This is a genomic window from Streptomyces sparsogenes subsp. cuspidosporus, assembly GCF_039532705.1.
GTDB classification, from domain to species: domain Bacteria; phylum Actinomycetota; class Actinomycetes; order Streptomycetales; family Streptomycetaceae; genus Streptomyces; species Streptomyces sparsogenes.
This window is the reverse complement of sequence record NZ_BAAASD010000021.1, coordinates 1-24,738: the sequence shown is the minus strand read 5'-3', so window position 1 is coordinate 24,738 and position 24,738 is coordinate 1. Positions and strand designations below refer to the sequence as shown.

Genomic DNA, 24,738 nt, shown 5'->3' with positions numbered 1-24,738 from the left:
CCCCCGCGTGGCGCGCCCATGGCTTCTTCGTAACGGAAAATCCCGTTCCGGCTGAAAGATGTCAGCCGAGGAAACCGGCTAGAGCTTCGCTAGAGCCCTGGTCGAGAGTCATGGAGTGCGAATGTTCGAGGCTGTTACCTTCAGGGCCTTGGAATCGGGGGGGAAGGGTCAATTGGGGCATGCCGACACAGTCGTTGAAATACTCGACGCCCGAAGACGTCCAGGATCTGCGGTCGGTGGCCCGGCTGCTGGTCGGGGCAGCCGTCGAGCACCCCTATTCGGGGGTAGGTTACTTGGCCGACGGCGCGGAGGGCGAATTGACGCGCCAGCCGTATCCGGAGCTTCTCGATTCCGCCCTCCGAATGCTCACCGGGCTGCGGTCCCGCGGCCTGGAGCCGCGCGACAAGGTCGCTCTGCTGCTGGACGGCCAGCGGGAGTTCCTCACCGCTTTCTGGGCCTGCCTGCTGGGCGGGTTCGTCCCCTGCCCCATGGTGCCGCTGCCCGGTGACCCCGCCCGCTGGGCCGCGCAGCTCGCCCATGTGGACCGGCTGCTCGACCGTCCGCTGCTGGTCACCACCGAGGCGATGCGGGCCGAGCTGCCCGAGGTGCCGGGGCTCGCGGTGGCGCCCGTGGAGGGGCTCGGCGGCGGCGAGCCCGCGCCGGACATCCACCGGGCCGACCCGGAGGACCTCGCCCTGCTGGTGCTGACCTCCGGTTCCACCGGAAATTCCAAAGCCGTGATGCTCTCCCACGGAAACCTTCTGGCGTCCATGGCCGGGAAGGCGGACAAGCAGCGGCTCACCGCCGCCGACACCACCTTCAACTGGATTTCCTACGACCATGTCGCGGCGCTGCTGGAAGCCCATATGCTGCCGCTGTCCGTGGGGGCGAACCAATTGCACGCCCCGGCCTCGCTCATCCTCGAGGAGCCGCTGCGTTTCCTCCGCATCGTCTCCCGCCACAAGGTGACGATGACCTTCACCCCGAATTTCCTCCTCGGCCCGCTGAATTCCGCGGTGCACGAGCTCGCCGAGGAAACCGCCTCGGGCGGCGAAGGGCTGGATCTGAGCGCTCTCCGCCACATAGTCAGCGGCGGCGAGGCCAATGTCGTCGCCACCGGTGAGGCGTTTCTCGCCAACTACGCCCCCTACGGGCTGAAGCCGTCCGCGCTGTGGCCCGCCTTCGGCATGACCGAGACCTGCGCCGGCAGCATCTACAACCGCGACTTCCCCGCCGCCGACACCGGCCGGGAGTTCGCCAACCTCGGCACGCCCATCAAGGCGCTGTCCATCCGGGTGGCCGACGACGAGCACCGCGCGCTGCCCCCCGGCGAGGTGGGGGAGCTGCAGCTCAGCGGCCCGATGATCACGTCGGGCTACTACAACAACGAGGAGGCCACCCGGGAGGCCTTCACCCCCGACGGCTGGTTCCGCAGCGGCGACCTGGGCCGTATCGACGACGGCCGGCTCACCCTCGTCGGGCGCAGCAAGGACAGCATCATCGTCAACGGCGTCAACTACTTCAGCCATGAGCTGGAGGCCGTGCTGGAGCAGCTCGACGGCGTGGCCGGCGGCTATGTCGCGGCCTTCCCCACCCGGCGGCCCGGCAGCGACACCGAGCAGCTGGTCATCGCGGTCGCCCCCGAGACGGCCGAGGACGACGAGGCGGGCCTGTACCGGCTGCTCACCGCCGTGCGCTCCACCGTGGTGATGCACTGGGGGTTCCGGCCCTCCCTCATCCTGCCGCTGCCCAAGGAGGCGTTCCCCAAGACCAGCCTGGGCAAGACGCTGCGCCAGCGGATGCGGACGCGCCTGGAGTCCGGCGGCTTCGACGAGGTCACCGCGCGCGTCGCCGAGCTGACCACCCGCAGGCTCGGCGGGTACACGGCGCCGGAGGGCGAGCGGGAGCGGGTGCTCGCCGAGATCTACGCCGAGATGTTCGAGCTGGCCCCGGACGAGGTCAGCGTCACCGCGAGCTTCTTCGACCTGGGCGGGACCTCGCTGGACATCCTGCGGCTGCGACGCCAGGTGGCACGCCGCCTGGGCGTCGCGGACCTGCCGATCATCACCGTGCTCACCGCCCCCTCGGTGCGGCAGCTCGCCGCCCGGCTCGACGAGGGCGGCACGCCCGCCGCCCGGGCGTACGACCCGGTCGTCCCGCTGCAGCCCAGCGGCGACAAGACGCCGCTGTTCTGTGTCCACCCGGGCGTCGGCGAGGTCCTGGTCTTCGTCAACCTCGCCAAGTACTTCGTCGGCGACCGGCCCTTCTACGCCCTGCGCGCCCGGGGGTTCAACGAGGGTGAGAAGCCGTTCGAGAGCTTCGAGGAGATGGTCGGCACCTACGTCGAGGCCATCCGCGCCACCCAGCCGCACGGCCCCTACGCGGTCGCCGGCTATTCGTACGGCGGCGCGGTGGCCTTCGAGATCGCCAAGGCGCTGGAGGCTCAGGGCGAGCGCGTCGACTTCGTCGGGAGCTTCAACCTGCCCCCGCACATCAAGTACCGCATGGACGAGCTGGACTTCGTCGAGACCGCGGCCAACCTGGCCTTCTTCCTCGACCTGATCAACAAGAAGCAGTCCCTCGACCTCCCCGGGCAACTGCGCGGGCTGCCCAAGGAGGAGCAGCTGGCGCACTTCCTGGAGATCGCCCCGCCCGACCGGCTGGCCGAACTGGACCTGGACCTGGCCAAGTTCACCGCCTGGGCCGAGCTGGCGGGCGGGCTCACCGACCTCGGCCGCACCTACACGCCCACCGGCACCACCCGCTCGATGACCGTCTTCTACGCCATCCCCCTGCGCGGCACCAAGGAGGACTGGCTGAACAACGAGCTGCGCAGGTGGGACGAGCACACCACCGAGGCCAACCGCTACATCGACGTGCCGGGCGAGCACTACACCCTGATGGGGCCCCAGCACGTCGCGGCCTTCCAGGCCATCCTGCGCCGGGAACTCGACCGCGCGCTGGGCGACGGCAAGTAAGCGTGTGTGCAAGGCGAGCAAGGCGAGCAAGGCGTGCAAGGCGAGCAAGAGGAGAAGAGCAGGGTGGAAGGCAAGAAGATCCTGGTCACCGGCGGCAGCGGACAGGTCGGCCGCCCGGTCGCCGAGGCCCTGGCCGAGCACAACGAGGTGTGGTGCCTGGGCCGGTTCGGCACCCCGGGCGTCGAGGAGGAGCTGACCGCCCGCGGGATCAGGACGTACCGCTGGGACATGAACGACCTCGGCGGGGCCGCGTACGAGGGGCTCCCCGACGACTTCACCCACGTCATCCACTCGGCGGTGCGGCGCGGCGAGGACGGTGACTTCAACGCCGCGATCGAGGTCAACTCCGTCGCCTCCGGCCGGCTGATGAGCCACTGCCGCGGCGCGGAGGCGTTCCTGTACGTCTCCACGGGCGCGCTCTACAAGCGGCAGACCCTGGACCACGCGTACGCCGAGGACGACCCGGTCGACGGGGTCGCCGACTGGCTGCCGCCCTACCCCGTGGGCAAGATCGCCGCCGAGGGCACCGTACGGGCCTTCGCGAGCGTGCTGAACCTGCCGACCACCATCGCCAGGCTCAACATCGCGTACGGGCCCGGCGGCTACGGCGGGGTGCCGATGCTCTACTTCAAGCGGATGCTGGCCGGTGAGCCGATACCGGTGCCGCTGGAGGGCCAGAACTGGTGCTCCCTGCTGCACACCGACGACCTGGTCGACCAGGTGCCCAAGCTGTGGGCGGCCGCGTCGGTGCCCGCCACGCTGGTCAACTGGGGCGGCGACGAGCCGGTCGGCATGACCGACTGCGTGCGCCACCTGGAGGAGCTCAGCGGTGTCGAGGCCAAGCTGGTGCCCAGCGAGGTCACCCGGGAGACCTACCAGTTCGACCCCGCGCGGCGGCTGGAGATCACCGGCCCCTGCCGGGTGCCATGGCGCGAGGGGGTGCGGCAGACCCTCGAGGCGCTGTACCCCGAGCACGTCAAGCCGCGCCCGGCCGGGCCCGCCGCGCCCGTCGCCTGACCCCCTGCTTGCCCCCCTGCCTGATCCGCCGCCTGATGCGAGGAGATACGACAACCGTGGCGTCACAGAACATCGAGGCCATCCGGGCGTGCTACGCGGGCTTCCGCGACCGGGACGTCGAAGGGATCCTCTCCGGGATGCACCCCGACGTGGAGTGGGTGCACCCGGACGGGATGGCCAAGTACGGCCTCGGCGGCACCAAGCTGGGCCACGCGGGGATCAAGGAGTTCCTCGCGCACGTCCCGAGCGTGCTCGGCGGGATGAGGCTCAACCCCCGGGAGTTCATCGAGCAGGGCGACCGGGTCGTGGTCTTCGGCACCCGCGAGGTGACCTCCCGCACCGGCACCACCGCGACCCTGGACTTCGTCCACTCCTGGACGATGCGGGACGGCAAGGCGACGAGGATGGAGGACATCTTCGACACCGTCGCGTTCCATGAACTGATCGAGAGCTGAGCCGCGGCCACGAGGAGCGCCTGTGCCCCGCCGTCGGGGCACAGGCGCTCCGCATGGGGTGCCGGGCCGGGTCAGACCGTGGTGACGACCTCGTCGTACTCCAGGCGCGGCAGCCGGCCCATCCAGGCGTCGGGGCCCGGCTTGCCGATGTTGACGACGCACAGCGCCTGGTGCCGGCCGTCCTTGAAGAACTCCTTCGACACCGCCTCGTGGTCGAAGCCGATCATCGGCCCGGCGGCCAGCCCCGCCGCCCGCACGCCCAGGATGAAGTAGCCCACCTGCAGCGCCGTGTTGAACCGCGCGGACCCCTCGCGGACGCCCGGGTCGGCGAAGATGTCCTGCGGGTTCTCCATGAACGGGACCAGCCGGGGCAGCTCCTCGTGGAAGTCCAGGTCCGCCGCGAGGACCGCCACCAGCGGCGCCTTCGCCGTCTTCTCCTGGTTGCGCCCCGTCATGTGCGACACCAGCCGGGCGCGGGCCTCCTCCGAGCGCACCAGGACCACGCGCAGCGGCTGCTGGTTCATCGAGGTGGGCGCGTACTTGACCAGTTCGTAGATGGCGCGGACCTGCTCGTCCGTGACCGGCTCGTCGGTGAACGTGTTGGCCGTACGGGCCTCCAGGAACAGCTGGTTCTGCGCCTCCGGCGCCAGGGTGAGGTGGCGCAGGACGTCGCTGTTCTCCGGTGCGCTCATGGAGCTCTCTCCTCGGGGGTGGGCCTTGGGGGCCTTAATTAATTGGACTGGACCGACTAGTCCAGTGCGGTGAAGGAAGGCTAGACTCGCAAGTCCATTGGGGGCAAGAGCGCATCGCAGTCAGGAGGTCGCAGCCTTGCGGACGGACAGCGTGCCGCGGCGCGGCGCGGTGGGCCGGCCGGCGGGCCCTCAGCCCGCCAAGCGCCAGGCCATATTGGAGGCGGCCGTCGCCGTCTTCCTGCGCGAGGGATACACCCGGGCGAGCGTGGACGTCATAGCCGACGAGGCCCGCGTGTCCAAACAGACCGTCTACAACCACTTCGGCGACAAGCAGCGGCTGTTCCTCGCGGCCGTCGAGGGCGAACGGGATCGGGTCGCCGCCGACTTCACCCCCGACCTCGAACCCGATCTCGACCCCGACGCCGACGCCGACCCCGATCTCGACCCTGGCTCCGACCCCGGTCACGGCTCCGGCCCCGAAGGCGGGGCCGGGGGAGCGGGGGATGTCCGGGCCGCCCTCGTCGCCTTCGGCCACCGGGTGCTCCGGGTGCTGCTCGACGAGCGCGCCTCCGCCCTGCGCCGGCTGGTCATCTCCGAGGTGGCCCGCCACCCCTCGCTGCGCCCCGCCTGCGCGGACGGCGAACCCCAGCAGCTCGTGTCCCACCTCGTCGCCCTGCTCACCCGCCACACCGAGCGCGGCGAGCTGGACGTCGACGACCCGGCCACCGTGGCCCGCCAGTTCGTCGCCCTGCTCGTCCAGCAGGGCCTGCACCAGTCGATGTACGGCACCCGCCCGCTCCCCGGGCACGAAGCCGCGGCCATCTGCGAGAAGGCCGCCGACCTGTTCGTACGCGCGTACCGCAGGTGAAGTGTGAGGAGGTGCACCACCCATGGACGTGAGCGTCCTCGGACCGCTGACCCTGCGCCAGGGCGACCAGTCGGCGGTGCCCAGCGCGATGAAGCCGCGCAAGGTCCTGTCCCTGCTGCTGCTCCACGACGGCCGGATGGTGCCCGTACAGTCCCTGATGGCCGAGCTGTGGGGGGAGGGGCCGCCGCGGACCGGGCTGACCACGCTCCAGACCTACGTCCTGCACCTGCGCAAGCTGCTCGCCCAGGCGCTCGGCGTCCCCCCGGCCGCGGTCGCCCGGGACGTCCTCCAGACCAGGCCCGGCGGCTACGCACTGGTGCTGCGCTACGGCCAGCTCGACGTGCACCGCTACCGCGACCTCGTCGCCGCCGGGGAACACGCCCTGGAGGTCGGCGACGAGCGGGCCGCGGAGGCGGCGTTCCGGCGGGCGCTGTCGATCTGGCAGGGGCCGGCCCTGGTCGACGTCACGCCGCACGGGCGTCCCCTTCAGGCCGAGGTCGCGCGCCTCGAACAGTCCCGCCTGACGGTCACCGAGCGCAGCATCGAGACCCGGCTGCGGCTCGGCGGCCACCAGGAGGCGCTGAGCGACCTGGCCTCCCTCGTCGTCGAGCACCGCTTCCACGAGGGCATGCACGGCCAGTACATGCTCGCCCTCCACCGCTCCGGCCAGCGCACCCGCGCGCTCGCGGTCTACCAGCGGCTGCGGCTCGCCATGACGGAGGAGCTGGGGCTCGAACCGTCCGCCAAGCTGCAGCGCCTGCAGCAGGCCGTGCTGGCCTCCGACCCCCGGCTGGACTACGAGGCGGGCGCGCCGGGGCGGGGGCCGGTGGTGGCGTGAGGCACCAGGGCGCCAGGCCGCGTGGCGGAGGGCCGGGCGGCCCCGGGCCGGGCGGCCCCGGGCCGGGCGGCCCCGGGCCGGGCGGTGCCGGATCGGGCGGCCCCGGGCCGGGTGGCCGGGGGCCCGGCGGGGAGCCGATCCCCCTGCTGTGGCTGTGCGGGCCGCCGGGCGTGGGGAAGACCGAGGTCGGCTGGGAGCTGTTCGCCCGGCTCAGGCGGGCCGGGGTCGAGGCCGGTTACGTGGACGTCGACCAGTTGGGCATCTGCTACCCCGAACCGGCGGCGGACCCGGGCCGGCACCTGCTGCAGGCGCGGAACGTCGGCGCCGTACTGGCCGGCTTCCGGGCGGCGGGCGCGCGGTGCGTCGTGGTGTCCGGTGTCGTGGACCCCGCGCACGGCGTCCACGCCGGCCTGATCCCGGACGCCGCGCTGACCGTGTGCCGACTGCGCGCCGGACACGACGAGCTGACACGGCGGTTCCTCGGGCGCGCGGGATCGACGGTGGCCCTGGCGGACGCGCTGCGGAACGCCGAGGCCATGGACGCGGGCGATCTCGCGGACGGGTGCGTGGACACCAGCGGCCTTTCGGTGGCCGAGGTGGTGGAGCGGGTGCGGGAGCAGACCGGCGGGTGGCCCGCCCTCCCGACCACCGAAGAGCCCTCCCGGGCCTCGTTCCCGGGCCTCTCCCCGGCCTCGTTCCCGGGCCTCTCCCCGGCCCCGTCTCCGGACCTCTCCCCGGGCCCGTCTCCGGACCTCTCCCCGGACCCGTCTCCGCTGACCTCCCCGGCGCCGGCGCCGGTGCCGACGCCGGACGCGGGCTCGGCGAGCGCCGCCGACGGCTCGGTCCTGTGGCTGTGCGGGGCGACCGGCGTGGGGAAGTCGACGGTCGGCTTCCAGGTCTTCCGGAAGGCCCTGGGCGACGGCCGTACGGCGGCGTACCTCGACCTCGACCAGATCGGCTTCTGCGGCCCCACCCCGGCCGACGACCCCCGCAACCACCGGGTGAAGTCCCGCAACCTGGCCGCCCTGTGGCGGGCGTACCGCGCGGTGGGGGCCCGGTGCCTCACCGTGGTCGGCCATGTCGAGGACGAGTCCGTACTCCAGGCGTACACCGACGCGCTCACCCCGGCCACCGTGACCCTCTGCCGACTGCACGCCGGGCGTGAGGAGTTGACGCGGCGGATCCTCGGCCGTGGGCGGGGCGGCAGCTGGCCGCAGCCGGGCGACCTGTTGCGGGGGCGGCCCGCCGAGCGGCTGCTCCAAGCGGCCGACGCGGCGGTGGCCGACGACGCCGCCTTGGAGCGGGCGGCCCTGGGCATCCGCGTCGACACCGACGGGCGCACCGTGGAAGAGGTCGCCGAGACAGTCGCGACCCGAGCCCCCTGGCCGCCCCTTACCTAACTGCGGCCGCCCATCGTGGGCGTGCTAGCTTCACCGGCAATCGCTTTATGTGATCTGCCACTTGGTAACTGTGCCACGGGGGAATTCATGCCTGCTCGTCCCGTTCATTCCCTATCCCTAAGACATATCGCTCCGGGCTCGCGTCTCGACATATCGCCGAAGGGGGAATCGTGCTCACGTACCACCAGGTCATGACGATCGATCTGTCCGTCCTCGAGACCGCCGCCAAGCAGTGGGACGAGGCGGCCAAGAAGTTCGAGGCGGTGCGGAAGACCTACGACAGCCAGGTCAAGTCGGTCGGGCTCGACGGGTCCTGGAACGGTCAGGCGCTCTTGGTGGCGCGCCCCGACATGCAGAAGACCGGAGAGCAGTTCGGCGCCGCGCCGAAGGAGGCGCGTGCGATCGCCTCGCTACTGCGGGACGCGCATACGCAGTTCGTGGAGCTGCGCGGGAAGGTGAAGTCCGCGGTCTCGGACGCGGTGAAGGCCGGGATGAAGGTCTCGGAGGAGGGCAGGGCGAGTTACGACTTCTCCAAGGTCAGCGAGGAGGAGGCCTTCTCCCTCAAGCACGACCCGGACCTGCACGCCACCGAGCGTTCATGGACGGAACACATCGCTGCCGCGGTGAAGGCGGTCGATGACGCCGACCAGGGCGTGAAGCTCGCGCTCAAGGCCGCGGCACAGGATCCTGACATCTTCGATGGTGTCGTCAACGGGTTCAACGGGAAGGCCGAAGGCGATATCGAGAAGGTCGAGGCCGAGGAGGCCAAGGACCTCTCGACCAAGCTCAACTCCGGCGAGAAGCTCAGCGCCAAGGAGATGGCCGAGTACCAGCGGCTGTTCCGGGACAACCAGCACGACAAGACGTTCAGCCAGACCTTCCTGGCGGGCATGGGCCCCAAGGGCACCATCGAGCTGGCCAACAAGTACTTCGATCTCGCCAAGGGCGACGACAAGGACAGCTTCCGCGACCTCGAGAAGGGCTTGGCCACCACTCTGGCCACCGCCACCCAGTCTCCCTCCGACCCCTTCTACAAGAAGTGGCGGGACGGCCTCAAGAAGGCCGGCGTCGAGAAGTACGACCTGGACGTGGTGGACGACAAGATCAGCGTGGGCTACGGGCACGGTCAGGGGGCCCGTGGCTACCAGAGCCTGGTCACCCTCATGAAGCAGGGCGGGGGTTATTCCAGGCAGTTCCTCTCCGATGTGACCGACGACATGATCGCGGCGGAGCGGAAGGACAAGAACATCTGGGACCTCTACGGAGAGTTCAGCGGCAAGAACGACGGCTGGTTCGCCAACGACCCCGTCGACGGCGCCCTCGACATCATGAGCCGTGATCCCAAGATCGCCACCTCGTATCTCGACCCGACGTCGGACGGCGGCAACGACCGGCTGAAGTACCTGCTGCGGGAACGCGACTGGGACGTCAGGAACACCGTGAACTCAACCGGTAAGGTCGAGATCCCGGGCAACGACGCTCCCGACGCGGACGTGCGCAGCGGGTTCGGCCGGGCGCTGGAGGTGGCCGCCACGGGTAATGCGCCGGGCACCGACCACGTTCTCGGCTACCACACCGATGCCGAGGCGCGGGTGATGCGCGAAACCATCAAGGTCCTCGACGACGGCCGGAACGGATCCCATATCCCCGACCAGCTGCGGAAGCCTCTGGCCCATATGCTCGTCGACTACACGCCCGATGTCCATGAGACATTGAAAGGCCGGGGTGTGTACATGGACAGGGACGGCGTGTGGAACGACACGGGTGACCCCAAGGGCGCCCATATGGCCGTCGGGAAGGACAGCCTGGCCCGCCTCCTGCGCGGTGTGGCGGAGGACGGCGACGCATTTCGCCAGGTGTACGACGCCGAGAAGTTCTACGCCGCGGGGACGCTTTCCACGACGGACTTCCAGAAGCCTGACGACCGTGCTGCGGTCATCGAGGAAGCATCGCATGTCTTCGGTGTCTACGACGGTGTCGGCGCGGACATCGTGAGTGACAAGAAGGACGACAGGGTTTCCTGGGCCAACCACTTCCAGACGGGGGAATTCGTCGCCACCGGAGGCATGCAGGCCGGTGTCAGCGCCGCTGCGTCCCTGGCCGGAAAGTCCTCTGTTTACGGATTTTCCGCGGACGTCGTCTACCGAATTCTTTACGGGGGCTTCTACGGCTGGAAGGAGGACGAGATCGCCGCGGCGAACGCCGAGGCCGCCAAAATCACCGAGGGCCAGTTCATCGTCGGCCAGCACAACGTGAACCATATGGTCGCGGGGTGGGCCAAGGAGAACGGATACGGCCTGGAAACCGGGCTGTCCAGGCATCTTGTCGGCTCCGGCCAGGAGGAATACGACAGAGGGCGGCGTGAGGCGCTCGACATTTACCTGAAAGGCTGAGCCGCGGGCCCGGCGCGTCCCCGCCGAGTGGGGCGAGGGCGCGCCGGTCGGCGTCGACGGCGGTTACGCGTTCCGGATCACTGCCCGGCTGCCCGGCTACTCGTCCTCGTCCTCGTCGTCGAGCCGGGCCAGCCAGGTCGCGAGCCGTTCCACCGGGACCTCGAAGTCCGGGTTCAGGTCCACGAAGGTGCGCAGCTGCTCGGCGAGCCACTCAAAGGTGATCTCCTCCTCGCCGCGCCGCTTCTCCAGCTCCTCGATGCCGCGGTCGGTGAAGTACAAGGGGGTGCTCCGGGTCGGTTCGGTTCGGGTCGGGTCGCGTCGGGTCGGTGGCCGGACGGGTGCGTACGGGTGCGTACGGGCCCAGGATAGAGCGGCCCGCGGCCTGTTCCGCGAATACTACGCCTCGCGTACTACGCGCCGCGTAGCATGGAGGGCGAAGCCCTGCCTGTTCCCCCGGAGACGAGGACGGCCCCATGCGCACCCACGACGCCCAGATGCTGGTGCTCAGCGCCCTGGCCGACGGCCCCCTCCACGGCTACGCCATCAACGCGGCCGTCGAGAAGCTGTCGGGCGAACGCCTCGGCCCCGGCAGCCTCTACGGCGCCCTGGCGCGCCTGGAGGCCAAGGAACTGGTCGAGCCCCTGCCCGGGGAGGGCCGCCAGCGCCCGGTGCGCCTCACGGCCAAGGGGCGCGCGGCGCTGGAGCGGGAGCTGCGGTCCCTGGCCGAGGTCACGGAGCGGATGTTCGAGGCCGCCGTGCCCGACCGGATCGGCTATCTGGACCGGCTCGCCGGGACCGCCGCCGCCCGCTCGTACAAGCAGGTCATGCGGGACGCGCTGGCGGCCCGCCCCGACCACACCGCCCTCGACCTGGGCTGCGGCCCCGGCACCGACCTGGCCGCCCTCGCCGAGGCGGTCACCCCCTCCGGCACGGTGATCGGCGTCGACACCGACCCCGAGGCGGTGGACCGGGCCCGCGAGCGTACGGCGGACCTCCCCGCGGTGGACGTACGGCTCGCGGACGCCCACGCCCTCCCCCTCGCGGACGCGAGCGTCGACCGCGCCCGCACCGACCGCGTCCTGCAGCACGTGGCGGACCCCGCCCGGGTCCTCGCCGAGGCGCGGCGCGTGCTGCGCCCCGGCGGACGGCTGGTCATGGGCGAGCCCGACTGGGACTCGCTCGCCATCGACCACCCCGAGCCCGAGCTGTCCCGCGCCTACACCCGCCACATCGCCGACCGGATCGTCCGCAACGGCGTCATCGGCCGCCAACTGCCCCGGCTCGCGGCCGGGGCCGGATTCACCGTCCCCTCCGTCGTCCCGGTCACCTCCGTCTTCCGGGACGTCCGCGCGGCCGACCGGATCCTCGGCTTCCAGCGCAACGCGGAACGCGCGGCCGCGGCCGGATACTTCAGCGAGGAGGCGGCGCGGCGGTTCCTCGACCACCTCGCCACCGGGCCGTTCCTCGCGGCGGTGACGCTCTACGTCGTGGTGGCCGAGGTGCCCGGCCCCGAGCCGGAGTCCGGGTCCGAGCCCGGAGAGTCCGAGCCCGAAGAGCCCGGGTCCGAGCCCGAAACGGAGCGGCGGGACGGGGCGTCCTAACTCCCGACAGGCCGCGAAGGGCCTGCTGAAGCGCACGGGAGGACGCACCCCATGGCCACCACCGCCCCCGACCCGCGACCGGACGCCGCGCGGGAAAGCATCAGCGCGACCGTGGCGTCTCTCCAGGCCGACCTCGCCCGCTCCGAGTCCAAGGCGAGCCTGTTACTGGCCCTGGCCGGGGCCGCGCTGGTGGCGCTGGGCTCCACCGCCCCGGGCCTCCACCCGGGCGTGCCGACCGCCGTGGCCGGCTCCCTCGGCGCCGCCGCGCTGCTGGCCGCGACCGTCCTCCTGCTGCTCGCGGTGCGCCCGAACCTCAGCGGCGACGGCTGGACGAGCTGGAGCCGGATGAGCCACGACCGGTTGCGCGAGCGGCTGGCCTCCGGCTACCAGGTGGAACACGTGAGGTTCATGGCCGAACTCGCCGTGCGGAAGTTCCGTCTCATCCGGATCGCGGTCGACTGCATGCTCGCCGGGCTCGGCCTACTGGCCCTCGCCGCCGTCCTCGCCGTCGCGGACTGAGTCCCGGCGTTTCAGCCCGGCGTCGATCAGCGTCCGGGCGGCCTCGCCGATGCCCTCGCGCACGGCCGGGTCGGTGATCCGCCCCGACTCCGGGTCCACGGCGGCCCGCGGCACCGGCACCCGGACACAGGCCGCCTCGACGATCTCCGCGCCGGTGTACCCGAGGACCGTGCGCAGGGCCCGGTGGGCCCCCTCGGCTCCGGTCGGGGACGACGACGCGTTGATCCAGCCCACGGGCTTGTCGACGATCTCCATCCCGCCGACGGTCCAGTCCAGCAGGTTCTTGAACGAGCCGGGCAGGTCCCCCGCGTACTCCGGGGTGCAGAACAGCACCGCGTCGGCCTCCGCGATGATGCCCCGCAGCCTGACGACTTCCGCGGGCAGCGGCTCGACATCGTCGTCCGGGTTGAAGTGCGGCAGCTTCGCCAGGTCCAGATAGGACACGGGGCGCGTCGTGTCGCCCAGGAGCTCGACCAGCGACAGCACCACCGCCGTGTTGGTGGAGCCATGGCGCGTACTGCCGCTGATCAGCGCGAGATTCGCGGTTCGGGTCACGGCTGCCATGCTACGACCGCGATGATGGGCCGATGAACGAGATCCAGGAGATGGCCGCCCGCCTGGTGGAGGTGGACGGCGTGGTCGGGGTGATGCTCGGCGGCAGCCGGGCGCGGGACGAACACGCGCCGGACTCCGACTGGGACCTCGGCGTGTACTACCGGGGCCCGCTCGACGTGGCGGCACTGCGGGCGCTGGCCGCCGAGGTGGCCGGCGGGCCGGTGGAGGTCGCGGGCCCGGGGGAATGGGGGCCGTGGGTGAACGGCGGGGCGTGGCTGGACGTGCGCGGGCAGGCGGTGGACTGGATCCTGCGGGACGCGGACCGGGTGCGCGCGGTGTGGCAGGACTGCCGCGCCGGACGGTACGAGGTGGGCGTGCAGGCCGGGCACCCGCTGGGGTTCTGGTCGCCCTGCTACGCGGGCGAGGTGGCCCTGGGGCGGGTGCTGGCCGACCCCTCGGGGGAGTTGGGCACGCTGCGCGCCGAGGCCGGGACGTATCCCGAGCCGCTGCGGGAAGCGCTGACCGGGGCGGCGTGGGAGGCGGGTTTCCTGGTCTCGAACGCCGCCAAGTCGGCCCGGCGCGGCGATGTCCTGCACGTCTCGCTGAGCCTCTCCCGGGCCGTCGGCGTCCTCGTCCAGGCCCTCTTCGCCCACCACCGCCGCTGGTGCCTCAACGAGAAGGGCGCGCTGGCGGCGGTGGCCACGATGCCGGACACGCCCCCCGGGTTCGGCGACCGGGCCGGGGCGCTGCTGGGGGCGCTCGGCGGTGGCCCGCCCGAACTGGTGGCCCGGGTGGCCCTGGCGGGCGGGCTGGTCGACGAGGTGCGGGCGGTGCTGGGCGGGTAACCCCACGCGGGGCCCGGGCCGAGAGGGCCAGAAGGGAGGAAGGCTCAGAAGAGATCAGGGATGTCGTCCAGGCGGCTCAGGAAGCGGCCCGGCCAGGAGTACAGCGCGCCGCCGAACGAGAGGTTGCGGGTGTAGACCCCCTCCATCAGGATCGCCAGCCCGATGTCCAGCCCGTCGAAGCCGCCCTGCGCGGCACCCGTGACGGTGCGCGGGTGCCGCCACGTCGAGCGGGACATCGTGACGACGGCCCCCTCGCGCCACAGTTCGTGGCGGAGTTTGTCGCCGAGCACCCGGTAGCGGTAGGAGCGTCCGGCGACGGCGATCCGCAGCGCACGGCGGTGCGCCGTCACCGCCAGGTGGCGGCGCTTCAGATCCGCGGTCCAGCCGTCGGCGGTCAGCGTCATCCAGGCCAGGCGGGGGCGGTCGCGGAAGTCGATGCCGGAGAAGGACATGGGGGGAATGCCCTGCCCCGACACCCAGGAGACGAGAGTGTCCCGGGCGAGGTCCTCCTCCGCCGGACACGTCAGCTCGACCGGCCCGAAGCCGGGCACCGTCCCGGCCCAGGTGTGGCGGGGCCTCTTCAGGAGACGGCCGGGGGTCGAGCCCTGGTGGACGAGTTCGAAGTGGATGGTGTTCACGCGGTGTTCCCCCTTGCCGGATGTCCTGGTGAGGCTACCTTCCGGTGACTTCGTCCGGTCCGCCGCTCATGGTGACGGAGCGTCGGCGCGGACCGGGGCGAGGGGGCGGGCCAGGGGCAGCGGACCCGGTCGCCACCGCCTGCCGTATCCTCGCCGGGAACGACGCGGCCGGGCCGGCGAGCTGGGCGTTTCCGCAGCCAGGGGGGCGGCCGTTGGCACCAGAAAGTCCTTTTGGGGGGAGTGGGAGACCAGATGTCCTACCCGCCGCCACCCGGCAATCCGAGCAGCCCGAATCCGTACCCTCCGCAACCGCCGATGCCGGCCACCCCACCGCCCGGTGCGGCCGTCCCGCCACCCGTACCGGCGCCCTGGCCGCCCCAGGCCCCGCCGGCCGGGGCTTCCGGGGGAGGTGGCGGCGGCCGGAAGGCGCTGGGCTCGCTGCTCGCCGTCGTCGGGGCGCTGCTGGCGATCGGCGGTGGCGCGCTCACCGCGCACGCGTACAGCAATGCCCAACAGGTCGTGCCGAACTACGAGTACGGCCAGGTGATGTGGCGCGACGAGCCGGTGGACAAGGTGTTCCCGGCCACGCTGGGCGGCCGTGGCGGCTACAACGGCGGTCTCTACGACCGTAAGCAAGTCCTGTGGAACCGCGTGGGGATCTCCCCGCAGACCGACTGCGGCAAGGGCCTCACCCGCCACACGCTGAAGGCCGCCGAGGACAACGGCTGCAAGGCGGTGCTGCGCGCCACGTACGTCGACACCACCGGCAACATGGTGGCGACGGTCGCGCTCGTGGTGCTGCCCGGGGGCCCGGACGGGGGCGGGCCGAAGGAGAAGGTGGTCGCGGCCTACGAGGACAAGCGCGACACCGAGGGAGCGGTCGCTCCGTACGCGGTGCCCGGCACCCTGGCCGCCCAGTGGAAGGACCGCAACGGCGCCTACGTCAGCGCTGCGTACGGCGAGAACCTGCCGTACGTCCTGGGCGCCAGTATCGGTTCCGTGGACGGCCACGTCGCGGGGGTGCTGCCCGGCGAGTGGGGCGACTACGGCGGCAACGACACCGACCTGGAGTCCTGGCACGCCAACGCCGAGGACCTCGTCGATCTCTTCCGTGCCCACATCGACCGCCTGCAGACGGGAGACCCGCGGTGATCACCCGGTCCATACGCAACACCGCGGTCGGTGGTGCCGCCCTGACGGTCCTGATGGGCGCGGCTCTCTCCTGGGGCGCGGCCCCCGCCGCGGCCGCCGAGAACGCCCCGGCCGGCTGGGAGTCGGCCGCGCTCGGCCTGCCCGCGGCCCACGAGGTCACCCAGGGCGAGGGGGTGACCGTGGCGGTGCTGGACAGCGGCATCAACCCCGACCACCCGGCGCTCAAGGGCCGGGTGGCCAAGGTCGGCCCCGACTTCTACGACTCCGACGGCCTGAAGCCCGGCGACGCCGGCTACGGCGAGCACGGCACCGCCATGGTCTCCGACGTCCTCAAGGTCGCGCCCAAGGCCAAGATCATCACCGCTCGGGTGATCAACGACAGCCATGAAGAGAAGTTCGAGCGCACCAAGGACGGCGTCAGTCCGCTCGCCAAGGGCATCGACTTCGCAGTGGAGAACCACGCCGACGTCATCTCGATGTCCCTCGGTGGAGGCCTCTTCGGCGACCTGGACGGCACCGAAGTGGCGGCCATAGCGCGCGCCGTCCAACAGGGCGTCACGGTGCTCGCCGCCGCGGGCAACAGCGGCGATGAGCTCAACGACGGCAACTTCCCCGCCGGATACGCGGAAGTGATCTCCGTCGCCGCGACCAAGCCCGGCGGACAGCGCGCCGACTTCTCCACGGTGCGCACCCACAACACCATCGCCGCGCCCGGTGTGAACATCACCAGTGCCGACAAGGACGGCGGCTACCGCCCGGTCGACGGCACCTCCCCGGCCACCGCGCTGGCCGCCGGTGTCACCGCGCTGATGCTGGCGAAGAACCCGGACCTCACCCCCGCCCAGACCCGCGCGATCCTGATGCGCACGGCCGACCACCCGGCGGGCGGGCACAACGCGTTCGTCGGCGCCGGCCAGATCGACGCGGCGGCCGCGGTGCGCGCGGCGGCACACCCGCCGAAGGTCGACACCGCGCCGAAACCGTACAAGGGGGCCGTCAAGCACTTCGCCTCACCGACCGGGACCAGCAGGACCTCCCATCCGGCGATGGAGACGGGGATGCTCGCGACCGGCCTCGGCGCGGCCGGCGGCGGCCTCCTGCTGGTGGCCGGTGGCGTGCTGCTGATCCGCAAGGGCAGGAGACAGCGAGCCGCCTGACGTGACCGCGCGCGCTCAGCCCGCTCAGCCCCCCGTACGGTCCAGCAGCCAGCCCACCAGAGCGCGTACGGCGCCGGAGACCGCGGCGGCGGCGAGGGCGAGGAGCGGGCGGGGGGTGGGGCGGTTCGCGGGAGGCACGGTGGCGGGTCCTTTCGGTGCGGCCGGTCGGTTTGCCGGGTACGTTCACCCTGCGCGGGGCGCCGGGTGTTGCGGCAGGTGTCACGCGTTGCCGGTCGCCGCAACGGGGGAGGGGCGCGCGTGGACGACGACGAGGAACTGAGCGGGGAGCTGGTGCCGCGGACCGGCGACGGCGGGCGGGTCGGAGACCTCAAGCCGATACCCGACCACGTGGCCCCGGCGTGCGCCGAGCTGGCGGCCGGGCTGCGGGGGCTGTTCGGGGCGGTCGGGGTGTCCCTGCGGGTGTTCGCGCTGCGGGTGCACCGCAACCCGGGCGCCGTCTCGCGCTATCTCAACGGGACCGTGGTCGCCCCCGCCGAGTTCGTGGACACGCTGCTGACCCACGCCGCCAAGGCCACCGGGCGCCCGGCCTCCTCCGAGGTCGTCGCCCATGTGCACGGCCTGCAACGGCGGGCGTTGCAGGCCACCAACAGGTCCGCCTGGGAGCTGCAGAACCTGCGTGACCAGCTCGCCGACGCCGACCGCAGGCGCCAGCAGGCCGAGGTGCGGGCGGAGGCGCTGACCGAGGCGTTGCAGGCGCGGAAACAGCGGATCGCGGAGATGGAGGTCGAGCAGCGGCAGCTCGCCGTGGCGATGTCGGTCGAGCGCGACGGACACGGCGCCGAGGTGGAGCTGCTGCGGGACGAGCGGGAGCGGTTACGCGGTGAGCGCGACCGGCTGACGGAGGAAGTCGCCCGCCTCCAGAGCGAGCTGGACCAGGCGCGGCGGCAGGCGCTGGAGGCTGAGCGGCGCTGCGAGGAGCTGGAACACCAGCTCCAGGCCGGGGAGGAGGCGGCGGCCGAACAGGCCGAGGCCGAGGACCCGGTGGCGCACCGGCTCTGGCTCGCGGAGGAGCAGGCCGTCGCCGCGGAGGAGCGGGCCCGGCGGCTGGAGCGGGAGCTGGCGCGGTTGCGGGGCGAGGAGGGCGGGCGGGGCGCTCCTGCCCCCTCCCCAGGGGGCAGGTTGATCGCCGGGGCGTATCTGCACCCGCCGTCGCCCCCGAGCCCGCCCGGCGGGCTGCCCGCCCATCTGCCCGTCACCGTGACGTACGCCGGGCCCAACCGCCCCTGGGCGGCCTGGGTCGCCCGGCGCCTGGAGGCCGCGGGGGTCGCGCGCGAGGAGATCACCCTCCGGCGCTGGGACCCCGCGGCCGAGCCGTCCGTGGACCTCGACCGAGCGATGGCCGATCTGCTCGGCGACGACGCCTTCCATGTGCTGTTGTTGAGCGAGCACTTCTTCGCCCTCGACTCGGCTCGTACGGAGGAGGAGTGGGAGGCGGCGCTGGGGAGCGCGGGCGTACGCAGACGCGCGGAGCGGATGGCTGCCTTCGTCGTCAGTGGTCACCCGATGCCAGTCGTCGTCGCCCGGCTGGGGGCCGTGGGGCTGTTGGGGGCCGACGAGGAGGAGTGCGAGCGCCGGCTGCTGCGCGCGCTCGGCGTGGCCCCCACCGGCGCCGACGGCCCCCGGCAGCGATCCGGGCTGCCCGGGAACCCGCCCGAGCTGTGGGACGGGGTGCCGCGCCGCAACCCCCGTTTCACCGGCCGCGATGTCCTCCTGGAGCGGATCAACGACTACCTGCGGAACGCCCCCGCCGAGGCCGCCGTCTGCGCACTGGTGGGCCCGCCGGGCATCGGCAAGACCCAGCTCGCCGCCGAGTACGCCTATCGTTTCGCCGCCGAGTACGACGTGGTGTGGTGGGCCGCGGCGGATAACCGCGGAGTGCTGAAGGAGAGGCTTTCCGGGCATCTGGCCCATCTCGGCAACGATGTGCAGGGGTATTCCACGCAGGCCCGGGTCGGGGCCGCGCTGGACAATCTGCGCCGGGGCGTGCCGTCCGACCGCTGGTTGCTCGTCCTCGACGGAGCCGACGACCCGGAGGACATCGCCGCCCTGCTGCCGGGCGGGCGCGGCCATGTGCTGATCACCTCGCAGAGCCGCGACTGGGCCGACCACTACGCCGAGCTGCTGGACGTCCCGCCCTTCAGCCGGAGGGAGAGCGTGGCGTTCGTACGGGCCCGCGCCCCCCGGCTCAGCGGCGAGGAGGCCGACGCGCTCGCCGCCGCCGTGGAGGACCTGCCGCTGCCGCTCGACCAGACGGCGGGCTGGCTGGACGGCTCGACGATGCCGGCCGAGGAGTACATCCGCAGGCTGCGCGAGGGCGAGCCGGTGCCCGTGAAGTCCGGGGTGGCGTATCCGGTGCCCTACCCCTCCGCTTTCGAGGAGCTGACCCGGCGGTTGCGGAACAACTCGCAGCTCGCGGCCGATCTGCTCCAGCTCTGCGCGGTCTTCGGGCCCGGCCCCGTCCCGCTCGCGCTGCTGCGGGCCGTCCCGGTCGAGGAGGTCTCCCCGGCGCTGGCCGCGCTGCTGGAGGACCCCACGCACGTGGAGACCACCGTCGGGAAGCTGGTGCAGTACTCCGCGGTCCGCAGGGAGGCTGAGACGTTGAGGCTGCACCGCTTCGTCTGTGACGCGGTGCGCAGAACGAGGCCGGAGGACCGCCGGGACAAGGACGCCCGGGTCATCCGCCGCGCCCTGGTCGCGGCGGACCCGGGCCACCCCGAAGACCCCGCCGCGTGGCCGCGCTACGCCGAACTCGTGCCGTACCTGGAACCGTCGGGCGCGCTGGGGCCCCGGGAGGCCGGCGACGATACGGGCCGGCTGGGGCGCCTGCGCCGCAACTGTCTGACCTACCTCACGCTGAAGGGCGATTACGCGACGGCCTCGCACATGGTCGGACAGATGGTGGACCTGCAGGCCGGTGCCGACGCGCCCGACTGGGAGCTGGTCCTGCGCCGTACCGCCCTGCTGCGGGCGACGGGGGACTACGCCCTGGCCGAGCGCCTGGACCGGGCGCTTCTGGAGCGGCTGCACGACCCCGACTCGCTCGGCGCGCTGAGCGCGCTCTCCGCCGATCTGCGGGGCCTGGGGCGCTACGAGGAGGCGTACGCGCTCGGCATACGGCAGTTCGGCGCCTGCCTGCCGTTCGAGGACAACGAGGACTACATGCGCGCCGAGGCCGATCTCGCGGCCTCGCTACGGGCGCTCGGCCGTTACGGGGAGGCGCTGGAGCAGGACGAGCGGGCCCTGCGGCAGCGGAGGGAGACCTTGGGTAGCGGCCATCTCGACACGCTGGCCTCCGAGACGGTCTACGCATGGGACCTGCTGCTGGTGGGCCGTTATGCCGAGGCACTGGACCACCAGGTCCGCACCGTCGAGTCGCACCACGCGGGCCTGGGGAGGGACTACCCGCACACCCTGACGGCCGAGTACGTCCTGGCGCTGTGCCGGCTCAACTGCGGTGAGACGGAAGCCGGCACGGCCCTGCTCGCCGGGACCCTGGATCGCGCGCGGCGGCTGCTGGGCGAGGACGCTTCGCTGTCCCTGATGATCGCCTGCAGCTACGCCTGTGAGCTGTGCGAGGCCGGACACCTCGACGCGGCGGCCGACCTCGGAGAGCGCGTCCGGGACGCCTACGAGAGGAGCCTGGGCGCTCTCCACCCGCACACGATCGGCGCCTCGGCCAATCACGGGGTCCTGCGGCTGAAGCGGGGCGAGGCCGATGCGGCGCGGTCGATGCTGGAGAAGGCCCTGGCGGACATGACCAGGGCAGTGGGGGAGAAGCACCCCTGGACGCTGGGGATCGCGGTCAACACCTCCGCCGCCTGCCAGGTCATGGGTGATCGGACGGACGCCTGCGCGCTCAGCAGGGAGGCCGCCCTGCGGGCCGAAAAGGCGCTGGGCCGGCGGCATCCGCTGACCTTGACGGCGCGGTTCGCGCTGGCCATGGATCTACGGGAGATCAAGGGCGGGAGGGACGAGGCGCGGACGATCAGGGAGGCGGCCATCGACGCGCTCGAAGCCCAGTTGGGGCCGAACCACCCCACGGTGACGGCGGCGTGGCAGGAGAAACGCCTGCTGTGGAACTTCGAGCCGCTGCCCGTCTGACCGACGTCCGACCGCACGGGAGCGCGCCGTACGCCGGAAGGCCCGGCCCCCGCGTCCGCGTCACACGGGAGCCGGGCCTTCCGTACGGCTACAGCCGAACAGCTACCGGCGTCAGATCTCGAAGACCTCGTTGACCAGCGCCTGCTGCTCCACCTGGTGCCGCTTGTTCGACCCCACCGCCGGGGACGAGGAGTGCGGCCGGGAGACCCGGACGAGTCGCTCGGAGGCCGGCAGGTCGGCGCCCACCGAGAGCTCCAGGTGGTCGATCAGGTTCAGCGCGATGAACGGCCACGCACCCTGGTTCGCCGGCTCCTCCTGCGCCCAGACGTACTTCTGGACGCCGGAGTACTTGGCGATCTCGGCCTGCAGCTCCGCGCCCGGCAGCGGGTAGAGCCGCTCCACCCGGATGAGGGCGGTGTCCGTCACGCCGCGCTTGTCCCGCTCGGCGGCCAGGTCGTAGTAGACCTTGCCGGAGCAGAAGACGACCTTGCGGACCGCGGCCGGGTCGACCTTCTCGTCGCCGATGACCGGGCGGAACGAGCCGGTGGTGAACTCCTCGGTCTTGGAGGCCGCCGCCTTCAGACGCAGCATCGACTTCGGGGTGAAGACGACCAGCGGCTTGTGGTGCGGGTTGTGGACCTGCCAGCGCAGCAGGTGGAAGTAGTTCGACGGCAGCGTCGGCATGGCGACCGTCATGTTGTTCTGCGCGCACAGCTGGAGGAAGCGCTCGATGCGGGCCGAGGAGTGGTCCGGGCCCTGGCCCTCGTAGCCGTGCGGCAGCAGCAGGGTGACGCCGGAGGTCTGGCCCCACTTCTGCTCGGCCGAGGAGATGAACTCGTCGACGATCGTCTGCGCGCCGTTGACGAAGTCACCGAACTGCGCCTCCCACATGACCAGCGCGTCCGGCCGGGCCAGCGAGTAGCCGTACTCGAAGCCCATCGCCGCGTACTCGCTGAGCAGCGAGTCGTAGACGTTGTAGCGGGCCTGCTCGTCGGAGAGGTAGAGCAGCGGGGTGTAGTCCTCGCCGGTCTCCCGGTCCACCAGCACCGCGTGGCGCTGGCCGAAGGTGCCACGGCGGGAGTCCTGGCCGGCCAGGCGGACGGGGGTGCCCTCCATCAGCAGCGAGCCGATGGCGAGGGTCTCGCCCATGCCCCAGTCGATCGTGTCGTCCTCGATCATCGCCGCGCGCCGCTGGAGCTGCGGGAGCAGCCGCGGGTGGACGGTGATCCGGTCGGGGATGTTGACCTGGGACTCGGCGACCCGCTTGATGACCTCCTGGTTGACGGCCGTGGAGACCGCCACCGGGAACTCCGGCTGGGGCTCGGCCAGCTCGGTCGGGGCCGGGTTCGAGGTGGCGTCGCGGACCTCGGTGAAGACCTTCTCCAGCTGGCCCTGGAAGTCCTGCAGCGCCTGCTCGGCCTCTTCCAGGGTGATGTCGCCGCGGCCGATGAGCGACTCGGTGTAGAGCTTGCGCACCGAGCGCTTCTTGTCGATCAGGTCGTACATCAGCGGCTGGGTGAAGCCGGGGTTGTCGGTCTCGTTGTGACCGCGGCGGCGGTAGCAGATGAGGTCGATGACCACGTCCTTGTTGAACGCCTGGCGGAACTCGAAGGCGAGCCGCGCGACGCGCACCACGGCCTCCGGGTCGTCGCCGTTGACGTGGAAGATCGGCGCCTCGATCATGCGCGCCACGTCGGTGGCGTACATGGAGGAGCGGGACGCGGCCGGGGCGGCGGTGAAGCCGACCTGGTTGTTGATGACGATGTGCACGGTGCCGCCGGTGCGGTAGCCGCGCAGCTGCGACATGTTGAGGGTCTCGGCGACCACGCCCTGGCCCGCGAAGGCGGCGTCGCCGTGCAGGGCGACGGGCAGGACGGTGAAGTCGGTGCCGGCCTTGCCGATGATGTCCTGCTTGGCGCGGACGACGCCCTCCAGGACCGGGTCCACCGCCTCCAGGTGGGAGGGGTTGGCGGTCAGCGAGACCTTGATCTGCTCGCCGTCCAGGCCGGTGAAGGTACCCTCGGCGCCCAGGTGGTACTTCACGTCGCCGGAGCCGTGCATCGACTTCGGGTCGAGGTTGCCCTCGAACTCGCGGAAGATCTGCGCGTACGACTTGCCGACGATGTTCGCCAGGACGTTGAGGCGGCCGCGGTGGGCCATGCCGATGACGACCTCGTCCAGGCGCGACTCGGCGGCCGCGTCCAGCACCGCGTCCAGCAGCGGGATGACGGACTCGCCGCCCTCCAGCGAGAAGCGCTTCTGGCCGACGTACTTCGTCTGCAGGAAGGTCTCGAACGCCTCGGCCGCGTTGAGCCGGCGCAGGATCCGCAGCTGCTCGTCGCGCTCCGGCTTGGAGTGCGGACGCTCCACGCGGTCCTGGATCCACTTGCGCTGCTTCGGGTCCTGGATGTGCATGAACTCGATGCCGGTGGTGCGGCAGTACGAGTCGCGCAGCACGCCCAGGATGTCGCGCAGGTTCATCATCGTCTTGCCGGCGAAGCCGCCGACCGCGAACTCGCGCTCCAGGTCCCACAGGGTGAGGCCGTGCTCGACGATGTCCAGGTCGGGGTGCTTGCGCTGGCGGTACTCCAGCGGGTCGGTGTCGGCCATGACGTGGCCGCGGACCCGGTAGGAGTGGATCAGGTCGAAGACGCGCGCGGCCTTGGTGACGTCGTCGTCGTGCGAGACGTCGATGTCGCGCAGCCAGCGGACCGGCTCGTAGGGGATCCGCAGCGCCTTGAAGATCTCGTCGTAGAAGTCGTTCTCGCCGAGCAGCAGCTGGCTCATGATCCGCAGGAACTCGCCGGAGGCGGCGCCCTGGATCACCCGGTGGTCATAGGTGCTGGTCAGCGTCATGATCTTGGAGATGCCCAGCTTGTTCAGGGTGTCCTGAGACGTGCCCTGGAACTCGGCCGGGTACTCCATGGCGCCGACGCCGATGATCAGGCCCTGCCCGGGCATCAGGCGCGGCACGGAGTGCACGGTGCCGATGCCGCCCGGGTTGGTCAGCGAGGCCGTGACGCCGGTGAAGTCCTCCATCGTCAGCTTGTTCGCGCGGGCGCGGCGGACGATGTCCTCGTACGCCTGCCAGAACTCGAAGAAGTTGAGCGTCTCGGCCTTCTTGATCGCCGCGACGACGAGCTGGCGGTCGCCGTTGGGCTTGACCAGGTCGATGGCGAGGCCGAGGTTGACGTGCTCGGGCTTGACCAGGGTCGGCTTGCCGTCCTTCTCGGTGAACGAGTAGTTCATCGAGGGCATCGCCTTCAGCGCCTGCACCATGGCGTAGCCGATCAGGTGCGTGAAGGACACCTTGCCGCCGCGGGCGCGCTTGAGGTGGTTGTTGATGACGATGCGGTTGTCGAACAGCAGCTTGACCGGGACGGCGCGCACGGAGGTGGCCGTCGGCAGCTCGAGGCTGGCGTTCATGTTCTTCGCGACGGCGGCGGCCAGGCCGCGCAGCGTGACGTACTCCGGGCCGGCGGCCGGAGCGGCCGGCTCGGCGGCCTTG

Annotated in this window: 18 protein-coding genes; 13 read left to right on the top strand and 5 right to left on the bottom strand. The window is 71.8% G+C overall.

Features of this window, described 5'->3' with window-relative positions:
• Positions 1-179 precede the first annotated feature (179 nt).
• The 3 genes from ABFY07_RS23475 (at position 180) to ABFY07_RS23465 (ending at position 4,450) form a co-directional block, all read left to right on the top strand.
• Complete coding sequence (locus tag ABFY07_RS23475) at positions 180-2,978, top strand: AMP-binding protein (protein WP_346176385.1); 2,799 nt, start codon at positions 180-182, stop codon at positions 2,976-2,978.
• Positions 2,979-3,041: 63 nt separating this feature from the next.
• Positions 3,042-3,995, top strand: a complete 954-nt coding sequence (locus ABFY07_RS23470) for an NAD-dependent epimerase/dehydratase family protein (RefSeq protein ID WP_346176466.1) — start codon at positions 3,042-3,044, stop codon at positions 3,993-3,995.
• 56 nt (positions 3,996-4,051) lie between these two features.
• Positions 4,052-4,450: a nuclear transport factor 2 family protein gene (locus ABFY07_RS23465; protein ID WP_065964434.1), complete on the top strand. Its 399-nt coding sequence runs from the start codon at positions 4,052-4,054 to the stop codon at positions 4,448-4,450.
• 71 nt (positions 4,451-4,521) lie between these two features.
• On the opposite strand, the gene ABFY07_RS23460 is transcribed toward ABFY07_RS23465, so the two are convergent.
• Positions 4,522-5,142, bottom strand: coding sequence for a malonic semialdehyde reductase (locus ABFY07_RS23460; protein WP_065964436.1), 621 nt, complete (start codon positions 5,140-5,142; stop codon positions 4,522-4,524).
• Between the two features lie 136 nt (positions 5,143-5,278).
• On the opposite strand from ABFY07_RS23460, the gene ABFY07_RS23455 reads away from it, so the two are divergent.
• The 4 genes from ABFY07_RS23455 (at position 5,279) to ABFY07_RS23440 (ending at position 10,641) form a co-directional block, all read left to right on the top strand.
• A complete protein-coding gene (locus ABFY07_RS23455; protein WP_346176384.1) occupies positions 5,279-6,010 on the top strand; it encodes a TetR/AcrR family transcriptional regulator in 732 nt (243 codons plus the stop codon).
• 22 nt (positions 6,011-6,032) lie between these two features.
• Positions 6,033-6,848 (top strand): AfsR/SARP family transcriptional regulator, encoded by an 816-nt coding sequence (locus tag ABFY07_RS23450; protein ID WP_346176383.1) that lies wholly within the window; start codon positions 6,033-6,035, stop codon positions 6,846-6,848.
• A gap of 170 nt (positions 6,849-7,018) precedes the next feature.
• Positions 7,019-8,248 carry a hypothetical protein gene (locus ABFY07_RS23445; RefSeq protein ID WP_346176382.1) on the top strand — a complete coding sequence of 410 codons (1,230 nt, stop codon included), beginning with the start codon at positions 7,019-7,021 and terminating at the stop codon, positions 8,246-8,248.
• A 170-nt stretch (positions 8,249-8,418) separates the two neighbouring features.
• Positions 8,419-10,641, top strand: coding sequence for a DUF6571 family protein (locus tag ABFY07_RS23440; protein ID WP_346176381.1), 2,223 nt, complete (start codon positions 8,419-8,421; stop codon positions 10,639-10,641).
• Positions 10,642-10,737: 96 nt separating this feature from the next.
• Here the strand turns inward: ABFY07_RS23440 and ABFY07_RS23435 are convergent, their stop codons facing one another.
• Entirely contained in the window at positions 10,738-10,920 is a 183-nt protein-coding gene (locus ABFY07_RS23435; protein WP_014176503.1) for a DUF6104 family protein, read from the bottom strand.
• A 194-nt stretch (positions 10,921-11,114) separates the two neighbouring features.
• On the opposite strand from ABFY07_RS23435, the gene ABFY07_RS23430 reads away from it, so the two are divergent.
• Both ABFY07_RS23430 and ABFY07_RS23425 read left to right on the top strand, forming a co-directional pair.
• Entirely contained in the window at positions 11,115-12,242 is a 1,128-nt protein-coding gene (locus ABFY07_RS23430) for a methyltransferase domain-containing protein (protein ID WP_346176380.1), read from the top strand.
• A gap of 51 nt (positions 12,243-12,293) precedes the next feature.
• The gene (locus ABFY07_RS23425; protein WP_346176379.1) at positions 12,294-12,761 is read left to right on the top strand and encodes a Pycsar system effector family protein; all 468 of its coding nucleotides are present in this window, start codon (positions 12,294-12,296) and stop codon (positions 12,759-12,761) included.
• On the opposite strand, the gene ABFY07_RS23420 is transcribed toward ABFY07_RS23425, so the two are convergent.
• Positions 12,723-13,316 (bottom strand): NADPH-dependent FMN reductase, encoded by a 594-nt coding sequence (locus ABFY07_RS23420; RefSeq protein ID WP_346176378.1) that lies wholly within the window; start codon positions 13,314-13,316, stop codon positions 12,723-12,725. The genes ABFY07_RS23425 and ABFY07_RS23420 overlap by 39 nt on opposite strands.
• Before the next feature lie 32 nt (positions 13,317-13,348).
• Here ABFY07_RS23420 and ABFY07_RS23415 point away from each other — a divergent pair, with 32 nt between their 5' ends.
• On the top strand, positions 13,349-14,161 hold the full coding sequence (locus tag ABFY07_RS23415) for a DUF4037 domain-containing protein (RefSeq protein WP_346176377.1): 813 nt from the start codon (positions 13,349-13,351) through the stop codon (positions 14,159-14,161).
• 44 nt (positions 14,162-14,205) lie between these two features.
• Here the strand turns inward: ABFY07_RS23415 and ABFY07_RS23410 are convergent, their stop codons facing one another.
• Positions 14,206-14,799, bottom strand: coding sequence for a hypothetical protein (locus tag ABFY07_RS23410; protein WP_346176376.1), 594 nt, complete (start codon positions 14,797-14,799; stop codon positions 14,206-14,208).
• Between the two features lie 315 nt (positions 14,800-15,114).
• Between ABFY07_RS23410 and ABFY07_RS23405 the strand changes: the two genes are divergently transcribed.
• The 3 genes from ABFY07_RS23405 (at position 15,115) to fxsT (ending at position 21,230) form a co-directional block, all read left to right on the top strand.
• Positions 15,115-15,951, top strand: coding sequence for a hypothetical protein (locus tag ABFY07_RS23405; protein ID WP_346176375.1), 837 nt, complete (start codon positions 15,115-15,117; stop codon positions 15,949-15,951).
• Positions 15,948-17,108: a S8 family peptidase gene (locus ABFY07_RS23400; RefSeq protein WP_346176374.1), complete on the top strand. Its 1,161-nt coding sequence runs from the start codon at positions 15,948-15,950 to the stop codon at positions 17,106-17,108. The genes ABFY07_RS23405 and ABFY07_RS23400 overlap by 4 nt, the downstream gene beginning before the upstream one ends.
• A 258-nt stretch (positions 17,109-17,366) precedes the next feature.
• Positions 17,367-21,230 (top strand): FxSxx-COOH system tetratricopeptide repeat protein, encoded by a 3,864-nt coding sequence (gene fxsT / locus ABFY07_RS23395; protein ID WP_346176373.1) that lies wholly within the window; start codon positions 17,367-17,369, stop codon positions 21,228-21,230.
• A gap of 111 nt (positions 21,231-21,341) precedes the next feature.
• Here fxsT and ABFY07_RS23390 read toward each other — a convergent pair.
• Positions 21,342-24,738: multifunctional oxoglutarate decarboxylase/oxoglutarate dehydrogenase thiamine pyrophosphate-binding subunit/dihydrolipoyllysine-residue succinyltransferase subunit (locus ABFY07_RS23390; protein ID WP_346176372.1), on the bottom strand; the 3,397-nt coding region annotated here is incomplete at its 5' end.

Bases quoted from the DNA above. Each gene is read 5' to 3' on its own strand.
- ABFY07_RS23475 (WP_346176385.1), top strand. From the start codon at position 180: ATGCCGACACAGTCGTTGAAATACTCGACGCCCGAAGACGTCCAGGAT.
- ABFY07_RS23460 (WP_065964436.1), bottom strand. From the start codon at position 5,142: ATGAGCGCACCGGAGAACAGCGACGTCCTGCGCCACCTCACCCTGGCG.
- ABFY07_RS23450 (WP_346176383.1), top strand. From the start codon at position 6,033: ATGGACGTGAGCGTCCTCGGACCGCTGACCCTGCGCCAGGGCGACCAG.
- ABFY07_RS23430 (WP_346176380.1), top strand. From the start codon at position 11,115: ATGCGCACCCACGACGCCCAGATGCTGGTGCTCAGCGCCCTGGCCGAC.
- ABFY07_RS23425 (WP_346176379.1), top strand. From the start codon at position 12,294: ATGGCCACCACCGCCCCCGACCCGCGACCGGACGCCGCGCGGGAAAGC.
- ABFY07_RS23415 (WP_346176377.1), top strand. From the start codon at position 13,349: ATGAACGAGATCCAGGAGATGGCCGCCCGCCTGGTGGAGGTGGACGGC.
- ABFY07_RS23405 (WP_346176375.1), top strand. From the start codon at position 15,115: ATGCCGGCCACCCCACCGCCCGGTGCGGCCGTCCCGCCACCCGTACCG.